At 60.7% G+C, this 23,509-nt stretch carries 19 protein-coding genes; 10 read left to right on the top strand and 9 right to left on the bottom strand.

Annotation, left to right across the window (positions count from 1 at the left end; genetic code table 11):
- Positions 1-331: 331 nt before the first annotated feature.
- Positions 332-1,180, top strand: a complete 849-nt coding sequence (locus tag HV670_RS13970; RefSeq protein WP_175105382.1) for an oxidoreductase — start codon at positions 332-334, stop codon at positions 1,178-1,180.
- 3 nt (positions 1,181-1,183) lie between these two features.
- Here the strand turns inward: HV670_RS13970 and HV670_RS13965 are convergent, their stop codons facing one another.
- A complete protein-coding gene (locus HV670_RS13965; RefSeq protein ID WP_175105381.1) occupies positions 1,184-1,966 on the bottom strand; it encodes a DeoR/GlpR family DNA-binding transcription regulator in 783 nt (260 codons plus the stop codon).
- 212 nt (positions 1,967-2,178) lie between these two features.
- Entirely contained in the window at positions 2,179-3,276 is a 1,098-nt protein-coding gene (locus HV670_RS13960) for an NADH:flavin oxidoreductase/NADH oxidase (protein WP_175105380.1), read from the bottom strand.
- Positions 3,277-4,165: 889 nt separating this feature from the next.
- Here HV670_RS13960 and HV670_RS13950 point away from each other — a divergent pair.
- The gene (locus tag HV670_RS13950; protein WP_175105379.1) at positions 4,166-6,250 is read left to right on the top strand and encodes a putative bifunctional diguanylate cyclase/phosphodiesterase; all 2,085 of its coding nucleotides are present in this window, start codon (positions 4,166-4,168) and stop codon (positions 6,248-6,250) included.
- Positions 6,251-6,322: 72 nt separating this feature from the next.
- Positions 6,323-7,810, top strand: coding sequence for a methyl-accepting chemotaxis protein (locus HV670_RS13945; protein ID WP_175105378.1), 1,488 nt, complete (start codon positions 6,323-6,325; stop codon positions 7,808-7,810).
- A 151-nt stretch (positions 7,811-7,961) separates the two neighbouring features.
- On the opposite strand, the gene HV670_RS13940 is transcribed toward HV670_RS13945, so the two are convergent.
- On the bottom strand, positions 7,962-8,147 hold the full coding sequence (locus HV670_RS13940) for a hypothetical protein (RefSeq protein ID WP_175105377.1): 186 nt from the start codon (positions 8,145-8,147) through the stop codon (positions 7,962-7,964).
- Positions 8,148-8,251: 104 nt separating this feature from the next.
- Here HV670_RS13940 and HV670_RS13935 point away from each other — a divergent pair, with 104 nt between their 5' ends.
- On the top strand, positions 8,252-8,884 hold the full coding sequence (locus tag HV670_RS13935; RefSeq protein WP_175105376.1) for a class I SAM-dependent methyltransferase: 633 nt from the start codon (positions 8,252-8,254) through the stop codon (positions 8,882-8,884).
- 62 nt (positions 8,885-8,946) lie between these two features.
- On the top strand, positions 8,947-9,279 hold the full coding sequence (locus HV670_RS13930; RefSeq protein WP_175105375.1) for a DUF2322 family protein: 333 nt from the start codon (positions 8,947-8,949) through the stop codon (positions 9,277-9,279).
- Between the two features lie 127 nt (positions 9,280-9,406).
- On the opposite strand, the gene HV670_RS13925 is transcribed toward HV670_RS13930, so the two are convergent.
- The 3 genes from HV670_RS13925 to HV670_RS13915 all read right to left on the bottom strand — a co-directional run bounded on the left by HV670_RS13925 (position 9,407) and on the right by HV670_RS13915 (position 14,902).
- A complete protein-coding gene (locus HV670_RS13925) occupies positions 9,407-10,885 on the bottom strand; it encodes an alpha-amylase family glycosyl hydrolase (protein WP_175105374.1) in 1,479 nt (492 codons plus the stop codon).
- A 10-nt stretch (positions 10,886-10,895) separates the two neighbouring features.
- Positions 10,896-13,634 (bottom strand): MGH1-like glycoside hydrolase domain-containing protein, encoded by a 2,739-nt coding sequence (locus HV670_RS13920; protein WP_175105373.1) that lies wholly within the window; start codon positions 13,632-13,634, stop codon positions 10,896-10,898.
- A gap of 164 nt (positions 13,635-13,798) precedes the next feature.
- The gene (locus HV670_RS13915) at positions 13,799-14,902 is read right to left on the bottom strand and encodes an AI-2E family transporter (RefSeq protein WP_175105372.1); all 1,104 of its coding nucleotides are present in this window, start codon (positions 14,900-14,902) and stop codon (positions 13,799-13,801) included.
- A gap of 540 nt (positions 14,903-15,442) precedes the next feature.
- Here HV670_RS13915 and HV670_RS13910 point away from each other — a divergent pair.
- Positions 15,443-15,670 carry a DUF2964 family protein gene (locus tag HV670_RS13910; protein ID WP_246257385.1) on the top strand — a complete coding sequence of 76 codons (228 nt, stop codon included), beginning with the start codon at positions 15,443-15,445 and terminating at the stop codon, positions 15,668-15,670.
- Positions 15,671-15,803: 133 nt separating this feature from the next.
- Here HV670_RS13910 and HV670_RS13905 read toward each other — a convergent pair whose 3' ends face one another.
- Positions 15,804-16,058 carry an RNA recognition motif domain-containing protein gene (locus HV670_RS13905; RefSeq protein WP_175105370.1) on the bottom strand — a complete coding sequence of 85 codons (255 nt, stop codon included), beginning with the start codon at positions 16,056-16,058 and terminating at the stop codon, positions 15,804-15,806.
- Positions 16,059-16,095: 37 nt separating this feature from the next.
- Positions 16,096-16,776 carry a VIT1/CCC1 transporter family protein gene (locus HV670_RS13900; protein ID WP_175105369.1) on the bottom strand — a complete coding sequence of 227 codons (681 nt, stop codon included), beginning with the start codon at positions 16,774-16,776 and terminating at the stop codon, positions 16,096-16,098.
- Positions 16,777-16,966: 190 nt separating this feature from the next.
- On the opposite strand from HV670_RS13900, the gene ppk2 reads away from it, so the two are divergent.
- Positions 16,967-17,782, top strand: coding sequence for a polyphosphate kinase 2 (gene ppk2 / locus HV670_RS13895; protein WP_175105368.1), 816 nt, complete (start codon positions 16,967-16,969; stop codon positions 17,780-17,782).
- A gap of 120 nt (positions 17,783-17,902) precedes the next feature.
- Positions 17,903-18,526, top strand: a complete 624-nt coding sequence (locus tag HV670_RS13890; protein ID WP_175105367.1) for a response regulator transcription factor — start codon at positions 17,903-17,905, stop codon at positions 18,524-18,526.
- An 83-nt stretch (positions 18,527-18,609) separates the two neighbouring features.
- On the opposite strand, the gene HV670_RS13885 is transcribed toward HV670_RS13890, so the two are convergent.
- A complete protein-coding gene (locus tag HV670_RS13885; protein WP_246257383.1) occupies positions 18,610-20,253 on the bottom strand; it encodes a DUF3300 domain-containing protein in 1,644 nt (547 codons plus the stop codon).
- A gap of 602 nt (positions 20,254-20,855) precedes the next feature.
- On the opposite strand from HV670_RS13885, the gene HV670_RS13880 reads away from it, so the two are divergent.
- Both HV670_RS13880 and HV670_RS13875 read left to right on the top strand, forming a co-directional pair.
- On the top strand, positions 20,856-22,394 hold the full coding sequence (locus HV670_RS13880; RefSeq protein WP_175105425.1) for a TolC family protein: 1,539 nt from the start codon (positions 20,856-20,858) through the stop codon (positions 22,392-22,394).
- Complete coding sequence (locus HV670_RS13875) at positions 22,391-23,506, top strand: HlyD family secretion protein (protein WP_175105366.1); 1,116 nt, start codon at positions 22,391-22,393, stop codon at positions 23,504-23,506. Before HV670_RS13880 ends, HV670_RS13875 begins: the two co-directional genes overlap by 4 nt.
- The last annotated feature ends 3 nt before the right edge of the window (positions 23,507-23,509 follow it).

Here is a 23,509-nt window from a genome sequence, read left to right as displayed (position 1 = left end):
CATTCCATTACAAGCCCGGTAACCGAGCGTAATGGAGTCGGGGCGAATGGGAGTCTATGCAAACGCCGTACTCCACGCTGCCGTGGGCACACCGTGCCTCTCAATCAACCGTGTCGCTGATGCTTTCAAGAACTTGCGGCCGGTCCGAGCGGCAGCAGGCGTTTCGTTTTTGCGGCATGCTTGAGGTTTCCACATCGATGCCTGTTGCGTGAAAGTTCGGTAAACACGCTCGGCTGCGGCGGACGCCCCGTCGAGGCCATGCCTTGCGCAGCGCTGGATCGGGCGACCAAGTACCGGCATCGACTCTCTCTCACAATAAGGAAGCTAACCCATGGCGTCATCATCGTTGCCTGTATGGTTCATTACCGGTTGTTCGACGGGGTTCGGCAAGGAACTGGCGAGGCTCGTCCTCGCGCGCGGCTGGTGCGCAATCGTGACGGCACGCGACAAGACACGAGTCGCCGATCTCGTGACCGGTGCCGAAGATCGCGCCCTGGCGCTCGACCTCGACATCACCGACGCGACTCAGGTTGCCGCCGCCGTCAAAGCCGCACAGGAACGTTTCGGCCGGATCGACGTGCTTGTCAACAATGCCGGCTATGGTTACCAGGCGTCGGTCGAGGAAGGCGAGGAAGCCGAGATTCGTGCGCAGTTCGACGCGAACGTGTTCGGCCTGTTCGCGATTACGCGAGCCGTGCTGCCGCTCATGCGTGCGCAGCGCAAGGGGCATGTGATCAACATCACGTCGGTCGCGGGCCTCGCGGGCTTCCCGGGCTCCGGCTACTACGCGGCGAGCAAGCATGCGGTCGAAGGCTGGTCCGATGCGCTCGCGATCGAATGCAAGCCGCTTGACATCAAGGTGACGTGCATCGAGCCGGGTCCCTTCCGTACCGACTGGGCAGGGCGTTCGCTCAAGCAGACACCGAATCGTATCGAAGACTACGCGGACACCGTCGGCGCACGTATGAAAACCACGGCGCAGAACAGCGGCAAGCAGGCGGGCGACCCCGTGCGCGCCGCCGAGGCCATGATCAAGGTCTATGAGGAAGACAACCCGCCGCGGCACCTCGTGCTCGGGGCCTGGGGAGTCGACGCGGTCAAGACGACACTCAAGCGGCGCCTCGGGGAAATCGAAGCGTGGAGTGCGGTCGGCATTGCCACGGATTTCCCGGCCAACTGAATTTCACACGGCCTCGCCCGCCTCGCCGGAGATCACGCAGCGGACTTGCGCGCTTTCGAGCAAGCTTGGAAAAGGCGGCGGCGGGGGCGCATCCGTGAACAGGCAGTCGATCTGCGAGAGGTCGGCGAGCTGGACCATCGCGGCCCGGTTGAACTTGCTTGCATCGGCGGCCAGCCAGACTTCGCGCGCCTGGGCAATGATCGCCTGAGCGACCTTGACCTCGCGCAGGTCGAAGTCGCGCAGCGAGCCATCGGCTTCGATGCCGGAGATGCCGATCACGGCGATGTCGACCTTGAACTGCCGGATGAAATCGACCGTGGTCTCGCCGACGATGGCCCGATCGCGCGAGCGTACCGAACCTCCTGCGACGATCACCTCGCATGCGGGGTTGTCACTCAGGATCGTCGCGACATTGAGGTTGTTCGTGATGACGCGCAAGCCGCGGTGATGGAGCAGGGCCTTTGCGATCGCCTCGGTCGTGGTGCCAATATTGAGAATCAGCGAACAGTCATTGGGTACTTGCGCGGCGACCGCTCGCGCGATGCGCGCCTTGCCATCCGCGTTGAGTGTTTCACGCTGTTGATAGGCGAGGTTTTCGATGGTCGAGCTAGGTACACGCACGCCGCCATGAAAACGAGCCAGCAACCCCTCGTCCGCAAGACGCTGGACATCGCGGCGCACGGTCTGCAAGGTTACGTCCAACATTTCGGCCAATTGCTCGACCGTGACCGAGCTTCGGGCCCGCACGGTTTCGAGCAGCTTGATCTGGCGAGGATTGGGATTCATGGCGTAGGCGCACAGCGTAGACTGCGCCACTCTACACGAACCCAAACGAATGCGGATAAGGGAAAACTCCGAGATCAAACGCGCGATATCGAAATGCAATGAACGCATACGAAAACGCGTTACGTAAGCGCCCCTTCCGCTGCTCGATCGCCACCTGCGAGGCCGATGAAAAAGCCGCGCTCAGAAATGAGTGCGGCTCTTGATGGCGTTGCTCAGCTGACTGTGTAGCGTTCGAGCCAGTGCGCGTACGGTGCGGGAAGTGTCCACGAAGGACGATCGATTCCGAGATTGCGCGCAGCGCGATACGTCCAATGGGGATCCGCCAGATGCGCGCGCCCGACCATCACGAGATCGAGCTGGCTGTCCTTGACTGAGCGATCGGCGAGTGCAGGCGTATCGATTCCCCAAGCCGATGAAACCGGGAGCTGCGCCTCACGACGTACGCGCTCGGCAATCGGCGCGAGGAATGCGGGCGCCCATGGAATGTTCGCTGCCGGCGTGGAAAAGCCGACGCTCACGCTCAGCATGTCCAGGCCTTCCCGCTTGAAGTTCTTCGCCAGTTCGATGGATTCGGCGAGTGTTTCCTCATCGCGTCCGTCGTACTCGATCACGCCGAAGCGGGCTGTCAAAGGCAGATGCTCGGGCCAGACCTTGCGCACTGCGGCCAAGGTTTCGAGCAAGAAGCGGCTGCGGTTCTCGAGGCTGCCGCCGTAAGCGTCGTTGCGTTGATTGGAGTGTGTCGAGAAAAAGCTCTGACCGAGATAGCCGTGAGCAAAGTGCAGTTCCAGCCATTCGAAGCCGGCATCGAGAGCGCGTTTGGCTGCCGCAACGAAATCCTCACGAACGCGCGCGATGTCCTCGAGAGTCATCGCCTTGGGCACTTTAGGCAGGTGGGCGCCGAAGGCAACGGCCGAGGGCGCAATCGTCTGCCAGCCGCGCGCATCGTCTGCGGCGATATGGTCGTCACCTTCCCACGGCCGGTTGGCGCTGGCCTTGCGCCCGGCGTGGGCGATCTGGATGCCCGGCACCGAACCGGCTGCCTTGATGGAAGCGACGACCGGCGCGAAGGCCTGCGCCTGCTCGTCGCTCCAGATCCCCAAGCAGCCCGGCGTAATGCGACCCTCAGGCGAGACGGCCGTCGCTTCGACGATCACCAACCCTGCGCCACCGCGTGCGAGGCCGGCGATGTGCACACGATGCCAATCGTTGATCAGACCGTCGACAGCGGTGTACTGACACATCGGCGGAATCGCGATGCGGTTGCGCAAAGCAACGTCTTTGAGCTTGTAGGGTTCGAATAGTGCGGACATCAGGCGGCTTCCGTGGATAAGGTCGTTCGATACTTCGATGAAAATCGAACGAACGAGTATCGCAGAAACGACTTACATTTGCAGGATGCCCAACCACTACCATTCCGGCCCCAGGATGTACCCTTGAGCGGATCTTCATGCTCTGTGCCACGCGGTGCGACATCTGTCTCGTGTGAGCGAGGCCCCTTCCGGTGAACTTGGGGCAGGCCGTCCCAAATCGATCATCTCGCGCCACTTCCGCGTACTGCGCGAGGCGGGCCTCGCTGAGCCGCGCGTCGCTCGGGCAGTGCATCAGACACTTTGTGATTCTCTTCGAATTGCGCACGATAAATGACACTCAAGGATTCGCTCCCTTCATTACATGCAGATCCATTCTATTGAGACTGTGCCGATCTCTTTGGGGCATCGATCATGGAGTTGCGTGCTGGAGTCGACGCGTGATTGGCCATTGCTGCGGCGCTTTCCCGGTTCTCTCTAACGTCGCGATTTAGAGGCTTATTTCGGGTGTTCACGTTGTGTTCTTAATCGTGGTTTTGTTTGTCTTTTTAATTGTGCTGATGCTACACTGCCCCGGGGTATCGCAATTCGTTATTGACAAGCCTAACAATCATTATCAGTCAATGGCCTGCAGTAGCGTGACTCTGCGGTCGGTTGGGCCGTTTTCGGCGTATCACTACTGTTCGCATCCGTTGTTTCCAGGTCTTTCGGCCTGCAACTCAAGCAACGGGCAAGCAATGCATAAGCAAATGCCTTGAGTCCACTGCCTGAGGGCGATTTACCAGTATTGGGGAGCCGCCGCGGCAATGCCTTCACGCCATAGCGCTCATATTCGCAAGACGCTGTCCCATCGAAACAATCGTTGTGTAATACCCCTTGGGGAACTACGGTGATGAGCGGTATCTACAACCCTTTAGTGGTTTTTCTCTCTTTTATCATTGCGTTCCTTGCCTCTTACACGGCCTTGGAGCTATCCGGACGACTCGTTTTATTGCCCAATGCAAGGCAACGCTTTTGGTGGCTACTCGGCGGTGCCGCCGCCATGGGCGTGGGCATCTGGTCAATGCACTTTATCGGCATGATTGCCTTCTCGTTGCCCATTCCGGTTGGATACGACCTTTTGACGACGGCAGTTTCGCTTCTGGTCAGTGCTGCGACATCGCTCCTCGCACTAGCCACCGTGAGCGGGAGAGCCGTCTCGCGCATGCGTCTGTGCGTCGCCGGAACCATCATGGGCATGGGCATCGCCGGCATGCACTACATGGGGATGGCCGCGATGCAGATGTGCCCGCCGATTCGTTACACATCCTGGGTCGTGATGGCGTCGGTCGCCATTGCCATTGCGGCGTCGATGACGGCGCTGTGGTTGGCCTTCACGCTACGCACATCCGAGCAACCCAACCTCGTCTTCAAGCGGCTCGGTGCCGCGATCGTCATGGGGTTGGCCATCGGCGGCATGCACTACACGGGAATGGATGCGGCGAACTTTGCTGCGGGAAGTCTCGGTCTTTCCACCCATCAGATCGATGCGGATTGGCTCGCGCTGGCGGTACTGGCGAGTTCAATGGTCGTATTGATCGGCACGCTCATTTTCATCGGACTTCACACGAACCGTTTGTCTGACTCGCTCAAGCACGCACACAGCCAGTTACAGTATCTCGGTACGCACGACCCATTGACCGAGCTGCCAAATCGCCTGCTGCTCACCGGGCGCATTCAGCAGGCGATCGATGCCTGCGCCCACGGCGGACAGATGTTTGCCGTGTTGTTCGTCGACCTCGATGGCTTCAAGTCCATCAACGACTCGCTTGGCCATGCCGTCGGGGACGATCTGCTCAAGACCTGCGGTGACAGGCTGCGGCGGATCTTACGGCACGATGACATGATCGCGCGGATCGGCGGGGATGAATTTGTGATTGTCATGGATCGATTGCTCGAAGCGTCCGCAGCCGGAGCAGTCGCGAATAGCGCCCTGCACGAGCTTTGCCAGGAAATCGAAATCAACGGCGTGCGGCTGCGGGTGAGCGCGAGTATCGGAATTGCAGTGTTTCCGCGCGATGGTCACAACGTCGAGACATTGCTGCATAGCGCGGATGTCGCGATGTACTCTGCCAAACAGAGCGGGCGCAACACCTTCCGGCATTTCGAGCCCTCGATGAATACGTCTGCGCTCAAGACGCTGATCCTTCAGCATGACTTGCAACGCGCGCTGGAGGAGGGGCAACTGAGCGTTTCGTTTCAGCCCAAATTCAGAATCGCTGATCGCTCACTGAGTGGGGCGGAAGCGCTGCTTCGATGGCACCATCCCGATCTCGGTGATATTCCCCCTCTGGAATTCATACCGGTTGCGGAACGCTCCGGGCAAATCATCCAGATTGGCGATTGGGTCATCAAGGAAGTCTGTCGCATGATCTCCGACTTAGATGCGAGCGGACTACCGGCGATCCAGATTGCGATCAACTTGTCGCCGATACAGTTCAACTTGCGTGACCTGGTCGAACGAATCGATGACATCGTCCGATCGGCGGGCATTGCTCCTGAACGCATGATGTTCGAAATCACCGAGAGTGTCGCTATGCAAAACATGGACAAAACGTCCGCGACCATCCAGAAATTCCGGGCATTCGGCTACGATATGGCCATCGACGATTTTGGCACGGGCTATTCGAGTCTGGCGTACCTGCAACAATTCTCGATCAAACAGATCAAAGTGGATCGCATTTTTGTCCAGGGGCTGGATGTACATGAAAGAGAGGGGCTCGCGCTCGTGTCGACGATCGTGAACCTTGCGCGTGCCCTCGATATGGATGTGGTGGCGGAAGGCGTCGAAACGGAAACGCAGATGGAAAGGCTTGCCTCCCTGGATTGCGATCAAATGCAGGGCTTTCTGCTCAGCAAACCGCTGCCTGCCGCGGCCTTTCAACAATTTCTGAGTGGCGTCGCCGGCCTTTCTCATCATGAACTGCAGCCCGCGTGAGAGGTTGATCCCGCGACGCAGACAAGTCGCGCCTGTACCAGACCAACTGGAATGGATAACTGGGAGACCCGCATGAATCAGCCGGATGAGTTGCTGCATACGGTATATGTAAAAGCCGACAGGCTCCTGATTGCCGTCGTTTGGGGCTTGTTCGCGATCTCTTGTGTGCTGGCGACACGCAACTACAACCTGAACGCCGTACTGTGGGTCGGGCTGCCTACCGCCGCGGTCGCGTCGATGCTGACTTACTGGCGCGCAGGTGCACTCGTGACGCGCCTCTTTCTGGCCGCCAGTCTGATGACGTTCGCTACATTGCAGATTCATCAGGAACGCGGCCTGAGCGAATTGCACTTTGGCGTCTTTGTGCTGATGTCGTTCCTGCTGGCCTATCGGGACTGGCGACCGATCCTCTGCGCCACCGGCGTCATCGCGGTGCACCACTTCACGTTCAACTATCTCCAGCTTGCCGGGCTGGATGTCTATTGCCTCACACAGCCGGCGTGGTCGACCGTGCTCTTGCATGCGGCCTACGTTGTCGTCCAGGCCGGGTTGCTGATCTTCATCTCGCTGCATATGAAAGCCGATGCCCAAACGGGCCTGGAACTCGCCGTCCTTGGCGAAAACCTCTCACGGCAAGCAGGCAAATTCGATCTGCGCCTCCCGCCCATGAAGCTCGAAGGGAGCAGCAGCCGCACCTTCAAGGACACCCTCGACGCCATCCACGATACGATGCGCGAAATCACGGCGACGATCGACTGGATGACCGGTTCATCGGACAACATCGCTGCCGAAAACCACACCTTGTCGCAGCAATTCACGACACAAGCCGAAACGCTCAATGCGACCAACACCGCGATGGAGCACATTGCGCAGCGGGTCAGGGAAAGCGCGCAACATGCGGCATCGGCAAACAGCCTCGCGCGGCAAACGTCGATCGTGGTACAGCAAAGCGGACAAGCCGTCGGCGAGGTCGTCGACAAGATGAACGAGATCGATCAGGCCGTGCATCGGATGGGCGACATGATCGCCATGATCGAGAGTATCGCGTTTCAGACCAACCTCCTGGCGCTGAACGCTTCGGTCGAGGCGGCCCGTGCGGGTGGCCACGGACGAGGTTTCGCGGTGGTGGCCCAGGAGGTCCGTACGCTCGCCCATCGAAGCGCGAGCGCCGCACGCGAAATCAAGGACCTGATCGGGGATTCATTGCAGCGCGTCGAGCACGGCTCGACGCTCGCGACACGTGCCGGCGCGGCCGTGCAGCAGGTTGTCGGCCATGTGGAAGACGTCGCCAGGCTGATCGAGCAGATCAGCACGTCAAGTGATGCCCAGAGCCGCGATGTCGATCAGTTCAGTCAGGGCATGGGCAAGATGGACGCGATGCTGGAGCGCGACGTTCAGCACGTCAAGGGCGTGGCTTCGGCATCGGCAGGCTTGCGCGAGAAAGCGCGGACATTGCGCGAGGCGATGTCGATTTTCCTGGTCGAGCACGACACGAACTCATGCAATATGCAATCGGCTCAAGAACCAGACGGTGGTCCTAGGAAGGTGACTTTAGTATAAGGGCCATTGTATGACCGTTCCACTGCGACTTCGTCGTGACGCTCAGCGCGCACTCACTTGACGGCGTCGTGCGACATCTCCTGCGTTCAACATGACGCCTGTCATTGCATCAACCGGTTAAACTCGCACTTGGAACGGCACCACGAGACGATTACGCGAACGTATTGATCATCGTCCCTAGCGTGCCGCCGCTGGCGAGCGAAGTGGATGCAGCCGTCTCGACCAGGGCTAGCGCATCAGTCTGCTGCGTGTTGACCCCGGCACTGAGATGCGCCTGCGCATTTTGCTGTGCGATGACTTGCAGGGCCATGCCGGAGGCGGATGGTGCGACGTTCATGGTTGTTATCCTTTGTTAGAAGGACAAGAGACTATCACGATGGCTGATGCGTTGCTTGGCAGCAGAGTCGTCGTGCGGGACAGGCCCAGAGATATACTTCCTGCATGGAACTCGACCCCCGCGATCTCGACAAGATCAGTGCCGTCACGTTGCAGCACTACGAGGTGCATGCGGAAGATTTTCGCATCGGCACCTGCGACCATGACGTCACGCAGAACATCGCGGCGCTGCTGCGCCATATCGAAGTCGAAACCCCTCTTACGATCCTGGATTTCGGCTGCGGGCCGGGGCGAGATCTCAAGGCCTTCACCACACTGGGCCATCGCGCGATCGGCCTCGATGGCGCCGAGCCCTTCGTTGCGATGGCGCGTGACGCGACGGGCTGTGACGTCTGGCATCAGGATTTCCTGCATCTCGATTTGCCGGCCGAGCACTTTGATGGCGTTTTCGCCAACGCCGCGCTGTTCCATGTCCCGAGTCAGGCATTGCCGCGCGTGTTGCGGCAATTGCACGCGACACTGAAGCCCGGCGGCGTCCTGTTCAGCTCCAACCCGCGCGGCGCGAATCAGGAAGGCTGGAACCAGGGCCGCTACGGTGTCTTCCATGATCTCGAAGCATGGCGCCGATACATGGCGGACGCGGGCTTCGTCGAACTCGAGCACTATTACCGGCCTGCCGGCTTGCCGCGTGAGCGGCAGCCGTGGCTCGCCAGCGTGTGGCGCAAGCCGGTTGCCTGAAACACCCGATCGGATAAGATACGGCTCGCCAAGTAATTTTCCGAACAAGCGGAGTGTTTGCAGTGATTCGACCGAGCAACGTATTCAAGGATAACCTCGCCCAACTGCCTGCCATCGACGGTATCGAGCGTATCGATCTGGTCGACGGCAAGGGCACAGTGGTGTCAAGCATCGAGAATAGGCCGGGCAAGCAGGGCTCATTGGCGGTGTACCACTATCTGCTGCAAGCGTTCGGTACGCTGGACGCCAAGGCAGCCGAGCATGGCCTCGCGGTGTTCGCCGAGCACACGGCCGACGCGCGCAACCGTCCGGGTGCGCATCCGAACGTCGATCGCCTGCTCGCGATCGCAGCCGGTGGGGAAGCGTTGCGCATCGACGTCGTCGTCGCGGCCTGAACGCACAACCGTGCACGGGGGAGCTCGGCTCACGCACGGCGAGCGGAGCCCCCGGAAGTGGCTCAGTTCGCGTGCGATTGACAGCTTGGGTTTGCAACGCTCTCACGCTTGGCTTCGAACGCGGCCTTCACGACGGGGTCACTTCGAGGACATGGTAGCTCCATGGCGGAAGATCCACGTAAAGACCGCGCGCAATGAGGTCCTTACCGTCGCGATCAAAACCGGCCGACCCCATCATGTCCTTCATCCGCACTATACGGCCGGCCACGTCCGAAAACGGGAATCGGACATAACACTGGCTCTGGTTGCCAGCATAGTTGACGATAATGAGTCGCCGCTCGCCCTCGTCTCGCTGCCAGGACCACGCGATGAAACAGTCCCAGGTCCAGTTGCCCTCCCAGGCCGGCACGCGTTCGAGCAAGCTCCACGCGCCGTCTCGAAAGATCGGCTGCCGCAGCACCGCCATGAGGTTCTCATAGAAACCTTTCAAGCTCGCGTCGACAGGCTCAAATGGCGCGCGGACCAGGTGTGGCGAAATGCGTTTCCTGCGACCCTCGAACTGGCCTTGGTGGAACAAGCGCAGGCCGGGTGACAGAAACGTGATGATGGCCGCGGCTTCGTGTCTGCCGGTTTCGAAGGTCGCCGCGGCTCGGGGCTCGTCGTGGTTTTCCAGGAAGCGGGCCAGCTTGTCCTGACAATCGAGCCCGGCTTGCAAATGCTCGCGTAGCGGCACGGCGTACGCATCGCGCAAGCGGTCATACAGTCGCTTGTCATAGGCGTAGTCGAACCCCTGCTGCTGCATCGTCCATTCCAGATCCCAATAGACCTCGGCCATAAACAGGAACTGCGGATGCTTGCGCCGCACCGATTCAATGGCCGTCGGCCAGAAGGGATCGGCTCGGATGCCCCAGGTCCGTTCGAACACGTCGGGCAAGACCAGCATGGCCATGTCGCAGCGCACCGCGTCACATTGCCCGGCAATTCTCTCCAGCTCACCGATCATCGCCTGCTGCAGGTCCGGATTGCCATAGTTGAGCTGCAGCGTGTCGGGCCAGCCATCGAAGTACGGATCTCGGCCATAGGCAAGCAGCAGCGGTCCGGCTCTTGTTTGCACCCTGCAGTAGTTGCGCGGTGAACGAGCCAGGTCAGTCTCGTTGCCATGGACAAAGTAGTCCGGATGCTCGTCGATCCACGGGTGATCCGGAGCCATGTGGTTCGGCACGAAGTCGAGCATCAACTTCAGTCCGCGTTGTTGCATCCGCTCTCGCAATCGTGCCAGCGCAGTAGCGCCGCCCAGATCGCGATGGACAGCGTAGCTCTGAATCGCGAACCCAGAGCCGGCGATGTCTTCTTCCTTGAGGTCCGCTAGCGTTTCGGCAAACTCTCGACACCATTCGGTCTTCGCTCGCGAGATCGCCTGCGCCGCAGGGCCGGTCTGCCAGACGCTCAGCAACCAGATCCAGTCAAAACCCAACTCGGCAAAGTGATCCAGTTCGGTATCCGGAATATCGTCCAGCGTCGCGCTCCTGCCCAGCACGCGAGACAACTCAGTCAACCATACGCGTGTGTTGATTTGGTACAGCACCGGGTAGCGCAGCTCGAACATACTCGCTCCTTCACGACTCGCCTATGCCTTGGCCGTCTACCCGTTCCCTTATGATCCCGGCCATCATGCGCCCGCGATCGGTTTCCAGCACGGTTTTGGCGTCGACACGCCCAAACAAGTCCAGCAGAGGGGCGACGAGACCCGTCCAGCCTGTCTGGTGGCTGGCCCCAAGGCCCGCGCCATTGTCGCCGTGGAAGTACTCGTAAAACAGGAGCAGGTCGCGCCAATGCGGATCATTCTGGAACTTGGCCGTTCCGCCGTAGACCGGTCGTCGCCCGTTGGCATCGCGCAGGAACGTGCCCGTCAACCGGCGGATGAGCTCCTGCGCCACCTCGAACAGCGTCATGTGCTGCCCTGAACCGGTCGGACATTGAACCTTGAACTCATCGCCGAAAAAACTGTAAAGGTTCACCAGCGCCCGGACGATCAGCAAATTGACCGGCATCCACACCGGACCGCGCCAGTTGGAGTTGCCGCCGAACATGCCGGTATTCGATTCGGCCGGCAGGTACTGCACCTTGTACTCTTGTCCCCCGACCTGAATCACAAACGGATGGTCGAGGTGATGGCGAGAGAGCGAACGGATGCCGTGCGGCCCCAGGAACTCGTTCTCGTCGAGCAGGTAGCCGAGCACGCGCTCGAGTTTCCGCTTGTTGAGGATCGATAGAAGCCGCCGTTCCCGATGGCCGATGTAACCCGCATCGGTCGGGGCCACATGGGCAACCAACTCGGGGTAGCGGCGCCGAAACTGTGCGATCAGCTCCATCAGTTTCGGATAGTGAATGACGGAGTCCGCTTCGAACACTGTCGATGCGCACAGCGGCAACAGCCCCACCATCGACCTTATCTTCAAACGCATCGTCTGGCCATCGGGGAGCCGCAGCAGATCATAGAAAAAGCCGTCCTGCTCGTCCCACATCTCGTCTTGATGTTCGCCGCGCCGGTCCATCGCATAGGAAATCCACATGAAATGCTGGACGAACTTGAAGGCGACCTCCTCGTAGACCCGGTCGTGCTCACTCAGAATAATGGCGATCTCCAGCATGCTCTGGCAATAGAACGCCATCCATGCCGTCCCGTCCGCCTGCTCCAGCGATCCGCCGGTCGGAAGCTGCGCGCTGCGGTCGAATACACCGATGTTGTCCAGACCCAAAAAACCTCCGGCGAAGACGTTGCGCCCAGCAGGGTCCTTGCGATTGACCCACCAGTTGAAGTTGAGCATCAATCCCTGAAACGAGCGTTCGAGGAATTTCGGGTCAGCCCGGCCCAACTCTCTCTCGTACTTGTACAGCCAGAGCGTGGCCGCGGCATGCACCGGCGGATTCACATCGCTGAAATTCCACTCGTAGGCGGGTATCTGCCCGCTTGGGTGGAGGTACAGGGTACGCAGCATCAGCAGCAACTGCTCCTTGGCGAAATCGAAATCCACGAGTGCCAGGGAGACCGTGTGGAAAGCCAGGTCCCAAGCCGCGTACCACGGATACTCCCACTTGTCCGGCATGGAGATCACGTCGGCGTTCAGCATATGGAACCACTCCGTATTGCGCACGTCGTGGCGAACGGTGTCGAGCAATGGATGACTCCCGTGCTCGCGCAGCCAGTGCTCCAGGTCGAAGTAGTAGTACTGCTTGCTCCACAGCATTCCCGCCAACGCCTGGCGGTGCACCCGGCGCTGATCTTCGCTCAACGATGGCGGCGCAATCCGCGCGTAGAACTCATCAGCTTCGGCGATACGCCGATTGAATACGTCCTCGAAGTCGCCAAAGGCATTGTCCACTCTGCTTGCACTCAGGCGCAGCCGGATGGTCATGCTGGCACCACCTGGCACGTCACAGACATAGTGGGCCGCAGCCTTGGTTCCCGTCTTGGCGGGATTCACCGCGCCGCTCTGTCCCGAGATGACGTACTCGTGGAACGCATCCTTGACGTAGGCAGACGCGTTGGGCTGACCCGAGAGACGCTGCGCATTGCTCTCGTTTTCGGTGAAGAGCGACTCCGGGGAGCCATCGCAATGGAGCCAGTACTCGCCCAGCTCATGATGGAGAGCCCGAATGGCGCCAGGACCCGCATCGCTCAGCGAGGGCTTGCGATCGTCCTCACCCCACGACCATGTGTTGCGGAACCATAGTGTCGGCAGGACCCGCAGTCGTGCCGCTTCCGGTCCGCGGTTGTGCACGGAAATACGCACGAGGATGTCTTCCGGACCCGCCTTGGCGTATTCGACGAACACGTCAAAATACCGGTCATCATCAAAGATACCCGTGTCGAGCAGTTCGTATTCGGTCGTCTCCCGGGATCGTCCCCGGTTGGTCTCAACCAGGTCCCGGTAAGGATATTCTCGCTGAGGGTACTTATAGAGGTACTTCATATAGGAGTGGGTGGGCGTGCTGTCGAGGTAGAAGTAATACTCCTTGACGTCTTCGCCATGGTTGCCCTCGCTGTTCGTGAGGCCGAAGAGACGCTCCTTCAAGATCGGGTCGTGTTCGTTCCACAACGCCAGTGCAAAGCACAGCCGCTGCTTGTCGTCGCAAAGTCCGCCGAGCCCGTCCTCGCCCCACTTGTAGGCGCGTGAGCGCGCCTGATCATGACTGAAGTAGTTCCAGGCGTCGCCGCCGTCGCTGTAGTCCTCCCGGACCGTCCCCCACTGCCGCTCGCTGAGGTAAGGGCCCCACTTTTTCCACGGTACTTGCGCCTCACGCGCGTCGTTCAGGCGCTTTTGTTCCACTACGTCGACGATTGCAGGGCCCATGCTTTTCCTCCGTCACCGGTGAGAACTCAACTCGACACAAGGCACGCGGACCATTTGCCTTCAGACGCCCGCCCCAAACGTGCGTAACCGGTGAGGCAGAGCGCGCAGATGAGCCATGAGCGATTCGGAGAATTCAAAGGCGACATGGTGTGAGCCTGCCCGCGTCAAATCGGCTTCTGCTCGTCTGGTTCACCACTTGGCGACGGGTCCTCAACCCACTGCCAGAACAACTTGTAGCCCACCGCGAGCACCACTGGACCAATAAACAGGCCAATGACGCCACCGGTGACCATGCCGCCCAGAGCGCCGATGAGCACCACCGGCATTGGCACGTCGACGCCACGGCCCAGCAACAGGGGCTTGAGCACGTTATCGGCCAGCCCCGCGATGAACACATAGATCGAGAAGACGATGGTCGCCACGCTTGCACCCTCCGTGGCAAAGACGAAAATGATCACCGGAATGGTGATCAGCGTCGCCGGCAGCTGGAGGATTCCAAGCAGCAGCACCGCCAAAGCCAGCAGGCCGGCGCCAGGAATACCCTTGATCACGAAGGCGACGCCAATCAACAGCATCTGGATAAAAGCGATGCCTACGACCCCCTGGGCCACCGCGCGAATGGTGGCGGTGCACAGCACGGCGATGCGCGGACCTCTCTCCGGGCTGAAGATGCGCGAGGTAATCTGCACGGCACTGCGAGTGCCCTTCTCGCCATACGCCATGAGGATGCCCGCGATGATCAGGGCGAAGACGAAGATCAGCAGTCCCTTGCCCAGGTTCGCGACGATGCCAAGCAGCACACGGCTGATGTCCTTGATCTGCGGTGCGAGTCTCTGCGCCAGGCCGGTCATGTTGGTGGCGGCTTGCTGCCAGAAGTCATGCAGACGTGGGCCGACCAGCGGCCAAGTGGCGATCGAGTCGGGTGGTGGCGGAATGGGCAAACCTTCGGTCTTGACGATGGCCATGCCATTTGCCACGGATTCGACCATGGCGACGCCCAACAGGTAGGTGGGCACGATGATGATGCCGATCGCGATCAGGACAATCAGCGTGGCGGTGTATCCGTCTTTGTTGCCCAATTTGGGCCTCAGCCTCACCTGCAGCGGGTAAAGGGTGACCGCCAGGATCAAGGACCAGACGAGCAGGTTGAGGAACGGGAGGACGACCTCAAAGCAGAAAATCGCCAGGACAGCGATCAGTCCGGCCCGGATCAGCGCATCGAGCAGTCCACGGGACAGTACCTTCTCGGAAGTGGGCGTGGGCAACATCGATGGGCTCCCTGCACGTCGTCACAACGGTTCACATCGGTAGGCCAGGTAACAGGCTCAACGGGCGGCCGAGGATCGCCCGCAGCGGCGTGCCAAACCGTGGCAAGTCATTGCTTGCCAGTCACCCATGTGCAGGCAACACGATACGTCTGGGTACGTGTCCATCGAGGAGTCCGTTGCCACGCACGGAGTTCGATGAAATCAATATTGGTAGTGACGCTGGTCGAGCGCAATTGGACTTTGGTCCAATGGAGCGTGAGATCTCATGGCGTCACACAAGGAATTGCAAACGCAGATTGATGGGCTCACGCGCCAAGCTGAAGAGGTGAGGGTGGCAGAACCGCACGCCGTAGTCGAGGACGCTAAGCAGAACGCCCAAAGGAGGTTCGCGTCTGATGCGCCCGTCTATATTCGTTGATGCGGAGTTTAGATGACTATAATCAACATAGCAGTGCTACCGGATGGACAGCGCGTTGGCGCACCTCGCCTAGCCGCTGCGTGGTTTTTGGCCGCAACACGCTCATGTCGCGCGGGGGTCTCGTGAAACTCAGCCAATGGAAAGCGCAGGCAAGTCCTCAACAACGCACGCGGGCACGGAACAAGCTGAGGGTTGTGATTGCCGCAATCGGCTCGCTAACGGCTGTTGCCGGCATCGGCATTTGTATAAACGGCCTGGTCGAATTCAATAAAACAAAGGTCGCGGTTGGCGTCTGCATCATGGTCATCTCAACAGTCACCTACATTGTGATGCTCACGAGAGCGAGCTAGATTATCTATCGGCATTTTTTCCGGCTTGACGAAGTAAGCGCGCGTGAAGAGATCCGAAACCCACATGCGCGTGCTGGCTTCGCGGGGAACCGGTGAGGACGCTAATCAAATTCGACCCCTGTGGGCTTAGGTCTCATTCGGAGCGTTCCGTCAAGACCTGCACGGTGATCGTCCGATTTTTCCAGAACATATTGTGTACTCGGGGCTGCAGGCGGCGCAGCGTTTCCGGACCAACCTCCCCGAAGCTCAACAGGACGGCGGGGCGCGAACCCTCGCTCGCGATATGCTGGATGTCATCGAAGGGCGGGAACCCATATGTGCTCAAGAATTCCTTGATCTCCTCATCGGTGGTGTCTGGATCGACATTGCCTATCCATAACTCTGCCATGATGTTCCTCCGAATCCTTTGATTGCAGTCGCCACGCTCATCCGCCGAGTGCAATGATCGCCACGGTCAGCGCGACGCCGAGGGCCACCATCGCCACACCCGCTCTCCACCCGCCGAATCCTGCATGGCGGCCTAGCGCGATGCCAGCACAGAACAACATGACGAACGTCAGCACACGCGAGACAAACAAGGCAGTCGAGGGGTCCCTGAACAGGACGAACGGCAATGCCACCGGGAAGGTCGAGAGCACGATAAGGGCAAAAATCGCCACCGCGCCGATATAGTCATTGCGCCTCAGCCGCGGACGGTGTGGCAGGGTCGTCATGGTGGCAATACGCGCGCGGATAAGCTCCAGTTCACTATCGGCAACGAGCGGCTTCATCGTCTTCGGCAACGCGTCGCGGAGCGCCCGAACCCCGGCGGCCACGGCCGGCTCGTTTTTTACAGTGAGGGCAAGCGTGAGTAGCCTACCGCGATTCGTCAGGGTGCGCACGAGATACATGACAGCGTCGGCCAATCCCCATGCGAGGTTGCAGCCAAGTGCCGTGTACAGCATTTTTCGACCGGCATCTTCTCCTGCCGTGGCAGCCGACACGGCGCCAACGAAAGTCAGCGCCATGAACAATCCGAAGCACGCTTCTGAAACCCGATCGACGGTATCGAGGATCGGCTCGCGTGTTTCGACGTCGTCCAGATGGGTCGGGCCGGTACCGCTCATGAACGCTCCTAGTGCGGACGGACAATCACCGGGTGGTGTGGCTGGAGGACCGATCCATGAAGCGTACGACGCTCGGGGCGGTCACGGTATTGGACCAAGGTCGCATTGCCGCTCTTCGTCCGTGCGCCTAAATTGTGAAAGGACCTTCAAAAAATGCCCATAGGTCAGCGTGCGCAGCATGGAGACGGGAATGGCAAAGACTGAGCTCAGGAAGGACGGGTCCCTGGAAAGCAAGAACCTGTCGTACAAGGACTACAGGAAGGCTCTATTCCAGTTGCATGTGGAACTGGTCAAGCTCCAGGAATGGGTGGTGCAAACCCGCAGCAAGGTTTGCATTGTCTTCGAAGGACGCGACGGTGCGGGCAAGGGCGGCACCATCAAGGCGATCACCGAGCGCGTCAGCCCGCGCATATTCCGCGTGGTCGCGCTGCCCGCGCCTACCGAACGTGAAAAGAGCCAGATGTATGTTCAACGCTACCTGCCGCACTTGCCGGCTGGAGGCGAAGTCGTGATCTTCGACCGCAGTTGGTACAACCGCGCAGGCGTCGAGCGGGTGATGGGCTTCTGCTCCGAGGAGGACGTGCAGCACTTCTTGAGGGCGGTGCCGCTGGTCGAGCAGGCGATCGTCGGGTCCGGTATCGTCCTGCTCAAATACTGGCTGGAAGTCAGCCAGGAGGAGCAGACTCGCCGGCTCGAGGAGCGCATCCATGACGGGCGCAAGGTCTGGAAACTATCCGACATGGACCTGAAATCCTATAGTCGATGGTATGACTACTCGCGTGCACGCGACGCGATGTTCCGCGCTTCCGATAGCGCGATCGCCCCGTGGTTCGTGGCTGTTTCGAACGACAAGCGGCGTGCGAGGCTGAATATCATCAGTGATTTGCTTCAGAAGATTCCCTACGAAGCGATGCCCCGCAAGAAAGTGACTTTGCCCAAGCGGCAAAAGCCAGACGGCTATGAAGAACCCGACTATCCGTTTAAGTACATAGCGGAGAGATTCTGACTCTGGCGAATCACTGCTAACCCCGGGGCACGGAGAGAACGCCATGAATGTTCTTGTGCAACACGGCTTCCTGGTGGTGAGCATTGCAGCAGCGCACCAAAGCTGTACGCGCGAACGATCATGAACGAGACATGCTCGATGGTTTTTGTCGTGGACCACGACGACGACATGCGCGGCGCATTGGCGCGGCCGCTTCGCTCGGCTGGTTATCGGGTCGAGGCATACGATTGTGCGGATACGTTTCTGGGGTATGCCGATCTCGCTCATTGTCCAGCCTGCGCGTTGCTCGACCTTCAATTGCCCGAGCGCAGTGGATTGACCGTGCAGCGCAAATTGCATGCGACACTGCCGATCATTTTCATTTCCGGACATCGGGATGTCAGTGCGGTCGTCGAGGCAATGAAGGACGGCGCGACAGACTTCTTGCTCAAACCGGTGCGCGATAGCCTCCTGCTCGATGCGACCGGGCGTGCACTTGAACGCTCGCGCAGGATGTTGGAATCACGGCGGGAACTGGCTGACATCCAGCATCGTGCAAGCCGGCTGACGCCTCGCGAGCGTGAGGTCATGACGCTTGTCGTGGCAGGGTGCCTGAACAAGCAGGTTGCGAGCGAACTGGGTACGGCGGAGAAGACCATCAAGATACATCGCGCGCGCGTCATGGAAAAAATGAAGGCGAAGTCGCTGCCAGAACTGGTGCGTCTCGCCGACAAGGTCTTCGCAGATACCGATCGGGTTTCATGATAGGGATAGCAGTCGCGCCGCAGACCATCGGTCAACGGTCGAACCCGCGATATTGCGGCGCGAGCGAAATGGGCTATGACGAACTAACGCCGGCCACCGCCACGTCCGCCTCCGCCTCCGCCTCCGCCTCCGCCTCCGCCTCCGCCTCCGCCTCCACCACCACGGGCTGCGCCGCTCCCACGGTTATAGTTCGAGGCCTGCTGGCTGGTTTGTCCGCGATTGTAGTCACGCTGCGTCGCGCCGCCTCCGCCGACGCCCTGGAATGCCGAGTCGCGGCTGCCTCCCGAGTAAGCTTCGCCACTTCTGTGACCGGATTGCGCGTTTGACGAACCGGCACGAGTGGGCGTTTGCGCGCGATTGCTCGCTGCGGCACTTCGGTTGGACGACTGTGCGCGATTGCTCGCTGCGGCACTTCGGTTGGACGACTGTGCGCGATTGCCGGCTTCGGCGTTGCGGTTGGACATCTGTGCACGATCGTTGGCTGAGGCAGTGCGGTTGGACGTCTGTGCTCGATTGCTGGCTGTAGCACCTCGATTGGCCCGGTCGGACCGATCGTTGACACCCGCGGTTCGGCCTGCGCGGTCGGCAGCACTCACGTTGTTCTGGCGACCCGCGCGATTTCCGGCTTCCGCCCGATTGGCGACGCTCGCACGCTCGGTCGCGCCGCCGGTGCGCCCGCGATAGTCGCGTCGCGCGTCGGCGCCCTGCGCACCTCTGGCGTACTTGTCACGCGTCGCGTTGTCGCGGTAGGCGACGCCCTGACGATGACCCGCGTCGTGGTTCCACTTGCCGCCCTCTACCTTGGTACGATCGAAATTGCGGGAGATATTGGCGGCCTTGTTCACGTTGATGTTGACGTCATTGTTGTTCCAGTTGCAATTGCCGAAGATTGCGCCTGCTGCCGCGATGCCGACCCCCCATGCAAATCCGCTCGCGAGTGCGGCGCCGGGGTAGTAGGCCGGATACGGCGGCCAGTAGGTCGGCGGGTAAGCGGGAGCGCTCCAGCCGCCGTAGACGACGCTCGGGTTGTAGGAGGGCACGTAGATCACCTGGGGATTGGATGGCTCGATGCGCACAATGGTTTGCGGCGCCTCGGCCGCCTGGCCGCCCTGGCTCGGGGTAGGTGCTTCGACAACCACCTTCTGTTGCGCGTTGGACGTCAGGTGTCCGGATTTTTGTGCACGCGCCCTCAATCGCTGCACGGCGTCGAGCACGTCCTTTTCATTGGCAAGGAACGCATCTCCGAGCCTCTGGGTCCAGTCGAGCTTGTCGTTCATCGGTTCCAGCACTTGCGGAAATGCCACCAATGACTTGACGCTGACGTCCCACGGCTGGTCCTCCACCGCTTTCACAGCGGCTTCACCCTTCAGGTCCTTGTGCGTTCTCACCCAGCGGGCAGCATGCACGACTTCGAGCGGATAGGTCGACGCCATCAGGATTTGCGATAACAGCGAGTCGGGATAGAGCGCAATCGGCGCGACCAGCGCCTCGATTTCCTCCGGTGGAAATTGCTGGGCCTGAGGCTCGGGCGTCGAGGCCGGAAGTGGCGCAGACGCTGCGTCCGCAACAGAGGCTGCGGCTGGAGCAGGGGCCGGGGCTGCGGCCGGCGCCGCGACAGGCGCCGAAGCGGGCTGAGTCTGAGCCTGCTGATCCTCTTGCTTCGATGGGCAGCCAGCCAATAGGACGACGAAGCCAATGCTTAAGAGTCGTGCAATCCTTATCGTCATGGTCACTCCCCGTTCGTTCCGTCAGGCAGCGAAATGTTCGTGGGCTTCAATCCCACAGGGTCGCATGATGAGGCGGATGAATCCGCTGACCGGTCGAAGCGGCGACGCTGCACTGTGAGCAGATGCTGGAACGCATACTAGATTAGTACTTGCCGTCCGATCGGTACAGTTAGATGTTATGTGATCGAGCATTGCCAGGCTAGAAAAGACCGGACACACAGTGCACTCCATCGAGGTGTTTGCGCGAGTGCGGAATGCCGCAGATCATTTGACGACGCACGACCGTTTGCGTTATTGGACCAAGGTCCAATAACGCCCGGATGACACAGCGCATACACTGAAAAGAGCCCATCAGGTGATTGGAGGGTCACGCTCGCCCTTCATGTCGGATACGTGTGCGCAAAGGCATGAAAGGCTGCGGACCCAGGGCTCATTCCCTGGAGCGCAGAAATGAAGACCAAGGAAATTATCTTCGCGGCCGCCCCTGTGGTGATCTCCTATCCGGCTGATCTGGCGATGGGTGAAAGACCAGCCGCAACCTGAGCGTGTCCAGGAATAGACGCAGCCTTGAGGCTGCGGGGACAAATCCCGTGTTGCCCTTAATGCGCCCATTCGGAATGGCGGTACTGCTCGGGGCAGCTTGCCTGAGCGGATGCATGCAAGTGGGACCGGACTTTCATCCGCAGCATGAGAGCTGGAGCGAGCACTGGAGCAGTACGTCGATCGAGCAGGTCACGCAGCAGGGGACCCAGCCTGACACACGGCAATGGTGGCGGATTTTTGGTGATCAGAATCTCGAACGTCTGATTGCCGAAGCCGATGCGAACAACGGCGACCTGAAGATTGCCGGCCTGCGCGTGATCGAGGCGCGCGCCCAACTGGGCATCGCGCTCGCGGGACGCTACCCACAGTTGCAGCAGGCCAATGCTGATGTGCTGTACTCGGCGCGCAAGCGTTCGGATGGATTCAACCCGCGCTCGGGCGGCTACTGGCAGTACGGGATGAGCTTCAGTATCGGCTGGGAACTGGATTTCTGGGGGCGATTCAGCCGCGCGATCGAGTCGGCCGACGCCACATTCTTTGCCGCGCAAGCCAATCGGGATGACGCTTTGGTCCTACTGCACGCGCAGGTTGCCGATACCTATTTCACGCTGCGTACGGCTGAGGCGCGTTTGCGTATCGCACGCGAAAATGCCCAGTTGCAAAAGCGCAGCTACGATATTGCGCAAAAGCTCTTCAAGAGCGGTGAAAGTGATGAACTCGACCTTCAGCAGGCGAAGACGCAGTACCTCGGCACACTGAGCAGTATCCCCGATTTCGAGAGCCAGATCGTGCTCGCGCGTCATGCGCTGTCCGTGCTGATGGGGCGGCCGCCTGGTCCATTGGCGGAGCTCGATGTGCAAGCGGGCAGGGAAGGCGTGATTCCCCTCGTCGACCGGGCCGTGCTGCAGGACGTCCCGGCCGATCTGCTGCTTCGCCGCCCGGACGTTCGCGCGGCCGAACTGCAGATGGCCGCGCAGTCCGCGCTCATCGGCGTGGCGAAAGCGGATCTGTACCCGTCCGTGTCGCTGTTGGGCTCGCTTTCCTGGAGCGCCAGTTCGCTCACCGGTGCACCGAACACGCTGGCCGTCGTCGGCGGTCCAAGCGTCACGTGGAATCTGTTCGATCACGGCAGGATCACTAACAATGTGCGGGTGCAGGACGCCCGCCTGCAGGAGTTGACCGTTGCCTACCAGAATACCGTGCGCGAGGCGGCCCGCGAGGCCGACGATGCTGCCACGGCACTGATTGCCGCGTTGCAACGGGACACTATCCTGAACGACGCGCAAGGGGCCGCGCGCCGCTCGCTCACGCTCGCGAATACGATCTATCGGGAGGGGTACTCGGACTTCCAGCGGGTCCTCGATGCGCAGCGCGCCTTATTCGCGCAGCAGGACGCGTACGTCGTCAACCGCAGCAATGCGGTGGGCAGTCTCATTGCGCTCTACAAGGCACTCGGCGGAGGCTGGTACACGGAGCAGCCGCTCGTCGATCCCGCGACCCGCCAGCAGATGCAGCGACGCACCGACTGGGGCGAATTGCTGAACGAGCTTGATGCGCCGTCCTCCACCCCCGGCCCGTCAGAAGGTTCGTCCCGATGAGCGACACGCCCGATCCCTCCGCCGCCACGCCATCGTCTGCCGCCGACCCTTCGGGCAAGGCGGTGAAGTGGGTCGTCGGCCTGATCATCGTGAGCCTCACCTGGTACTTGCTCGCCGATCGCTTTACGCCTTACACGCAACAGGGACGGGTGCAGGCCTATGTCGTGCCCGTCGCCGCGGAAGTATCGGGACGCGTGATTCGCGTCCTCGTGCACAACAACCAGGATGTCAACGCAGGTGATGTGCTGTTCGAGGTGGACGGCGAGCAGTACCGGATCGCCGTCGATCGCACGCGGGCCGATCTCGAGTCGACGCGCCGACAGATCGGCGCGAGCACAGCGGGTATCGATTCGGCGCTCGCATCGTTGCGCGCGTCGATCGCGAACGAACTCAAGGCGCGCCAGGACAGCGAACGCCTCGAAAGGTTGTACCGGGAAGATGAGGGCACCGTCTCGCTGCGGCGCCTCGAAGTGGCGCGTGCGACGCGCGAACAGGCACAGAGTCAGGTTGCGGCAGCTCGTGCCGAGGTGGTACGCGCGCGCGAACAACAGGGCGGCAGCGAGAGTGAGAATGCGCAGTTGCGCAGTGCCACCGCTGCATTGGAAAAGGCGGAGCTCGATCTTGCGAATACCCGGACAAGGGCGCGCTCGGCGGGCGTCGTCACGGATCTGCGCACCGAAGTCGGCCAGTTCGCGGCGGCGGGCAACCCGGTCATGACGCTGATCGCGATCCGCGATGTGTGGGTCAGCGCGGATATGACCGAGAACAACCTTGGCCACCTTCAGCCGGGCACGCCCGTGGCCATCGCCCTGGACGCGCTGCCAGGCGAGATATTCGAAGGGCGGATCCGCAGTATCGGCTACGGCGTGAGCGTGGGCCAGAGCACGCCGCCCGGCAGTCTGCCGAGCGTGCAGAACAGCCGCGACTGGCTGCGCCCCGCTCAACGCTTTCCGGTGATCGTCGAGTTTGAACAAAGCGAGCGTGCGCGTCTTCGCAACGTTCGTGTAGGCGGGCAGGCCGAGGTGATGGCATTTCCAGGTCCGGGCAATCCGCTCAATCCACTCGGCCGCATCTTCTTTCGTGTGATGAGCTGGCTTTCCTATCTTTACTGAGAC

It is taken from the genome of Pararobbsia alpina (genome assembly GCF_902859895.1).
GTDB classification, from domain to species: Bacteria; Pseudomonadota; Gammaproteobacteria; order Burkholderiales; family Burkholderiaceae; genus Pararobbsia; species Pararobbsia alpina.
Note: the sequence above shows the minus strand (reverse complement) of the source record. Positions and strands in the feature narration are given on the sequence as shown.

What these genes read in the sequence shown, in the direction of transcription:
- HV670_RS13950 (WP_175105379.1), top strand. Translation starts at nt 4,166, where the DNA reads ATGAGCGGTATCTACAACCCTTTAGTGGTTTTTCTCTCTTTTATCATT.
- HV670_RS13940 (WP_175105377.1), bottom strand. Translation starts at nt 8,147, where the DNA reads ATGAACGTCGCACCATCCGCCTCCGGCATGGCCCTGCAAGTCATCGCA.
- HV670_RS13915 (WP_175105372.1), bottom strand. Translation starts at nt 14,902, where the DNA reads ATGTTGCCCACGCCCACTTCCGAGAAGGTACTGTCCCGTGGACTGCTC.
- HV670_RS13925 (WP_175105374.1), bottom strand. Translation starts at nt 10,885, where the DNA reads ATGTTCGAGCTGCGCTACCCGGTGCTGTACCAAATCAACACACGCGTA.
- HV670_RS13960 (WP_175105380.1), bottom strand. Translation starts at nt 3,276, where the DNA reads ATGTCCGCACTATTCGAACCCTACAAGCTCAAAGACGTTGCTTTGCGC.
- HV670_RS13890 (WP_175105367.1), top strand. Translation starts at nt 17,903, where the DNA reads ATGAACGAGACATGCTCGATGGTTTTTGTCGTGGACCACGACGACGAC.
- HV670_RS13970 (WP_175105382.1), top strand. Translation starts at nt 332, where the DNA reads ATGGCGTCATCATCGTTGCCTGTATGGTTCATTACCGGTTGTTCGACG.
- HV670_RS13945 (WP_175105378.1), top strand. Translation starts at nt 6,323, where the DNA reads ATGAATCAGCCGGATGAGTTGCTGCATACGGTATATGTAAAAGCCGAC.
- ppk2 (WP_175105368.1), top strand. Translation starts at nt 16,967, where the DNA reads ATGGCAAAGACTGAGCTCAGGAAGGACGGGTCCCTGGAAAGCAAGAAC.
- HV670_RS13875 (WP_175105366.1), top strand. Translation starts at nt 22,391, where the DNA reads ATGAGCGACACGCCCGATCCCTCCGCCGCCACGCCATCGTCTGCCGCC.
- HV670_RS13880 (WP_175105425.1), top strand. Translation starts at nt 20,856, where the DNA reads ATGCGCCCATTCGGAATGGCGGTACTGCTCGGGGCAGCTTGCCTGAGC.
- HV670_RS13885 (WP_246257383.1), bottom strand. Translation starts at nt 20,253, where the DNA reads ATGACGATAAGGATTGCACGACTCTTAAGCATTGGCTTCGTCGTCCTA.
- HV670_RS13905 (WP_175105370.1), bottom strand. Translation starts at nt 16,058, where the DNA reads ATGGCAGAGTTATGGATAGGCAATGTCGATCCAGACACCACCGATGAG.
- HV670_RS13920 (WP_175105373.1), bottom strand. Translation starts at nt 13,634, where the DNA reads ATGGGCCCTGCAATCGTCGACGTAGTGGAACAAAAGCGCCTGAACGAC.
- HV670_RS13935 (WP_175105376.1), top strand. Translation starts at nt 8,252, where the DNA reads ATGGAACTCGACCCCCGCGATCTCGACAAGATCAGTGCCGTCACGTTG.
- HV670_RS13965 (WP_175105381.1), bottom strand. Translation starts at nt 1,966, where the DNA reads ATGAATCCCAATCCTCGCCAGATCAAGCTGCTCGAAACCGTGCGGGCC.
- HV670_RS13900 (WP_175105369.1), bottom strand. Translation starts at nt 16,776, where the DNA reads ATGAGCGGTACCGGCCCGACCCATCTGGACGACGTCGAAACACGCGAG.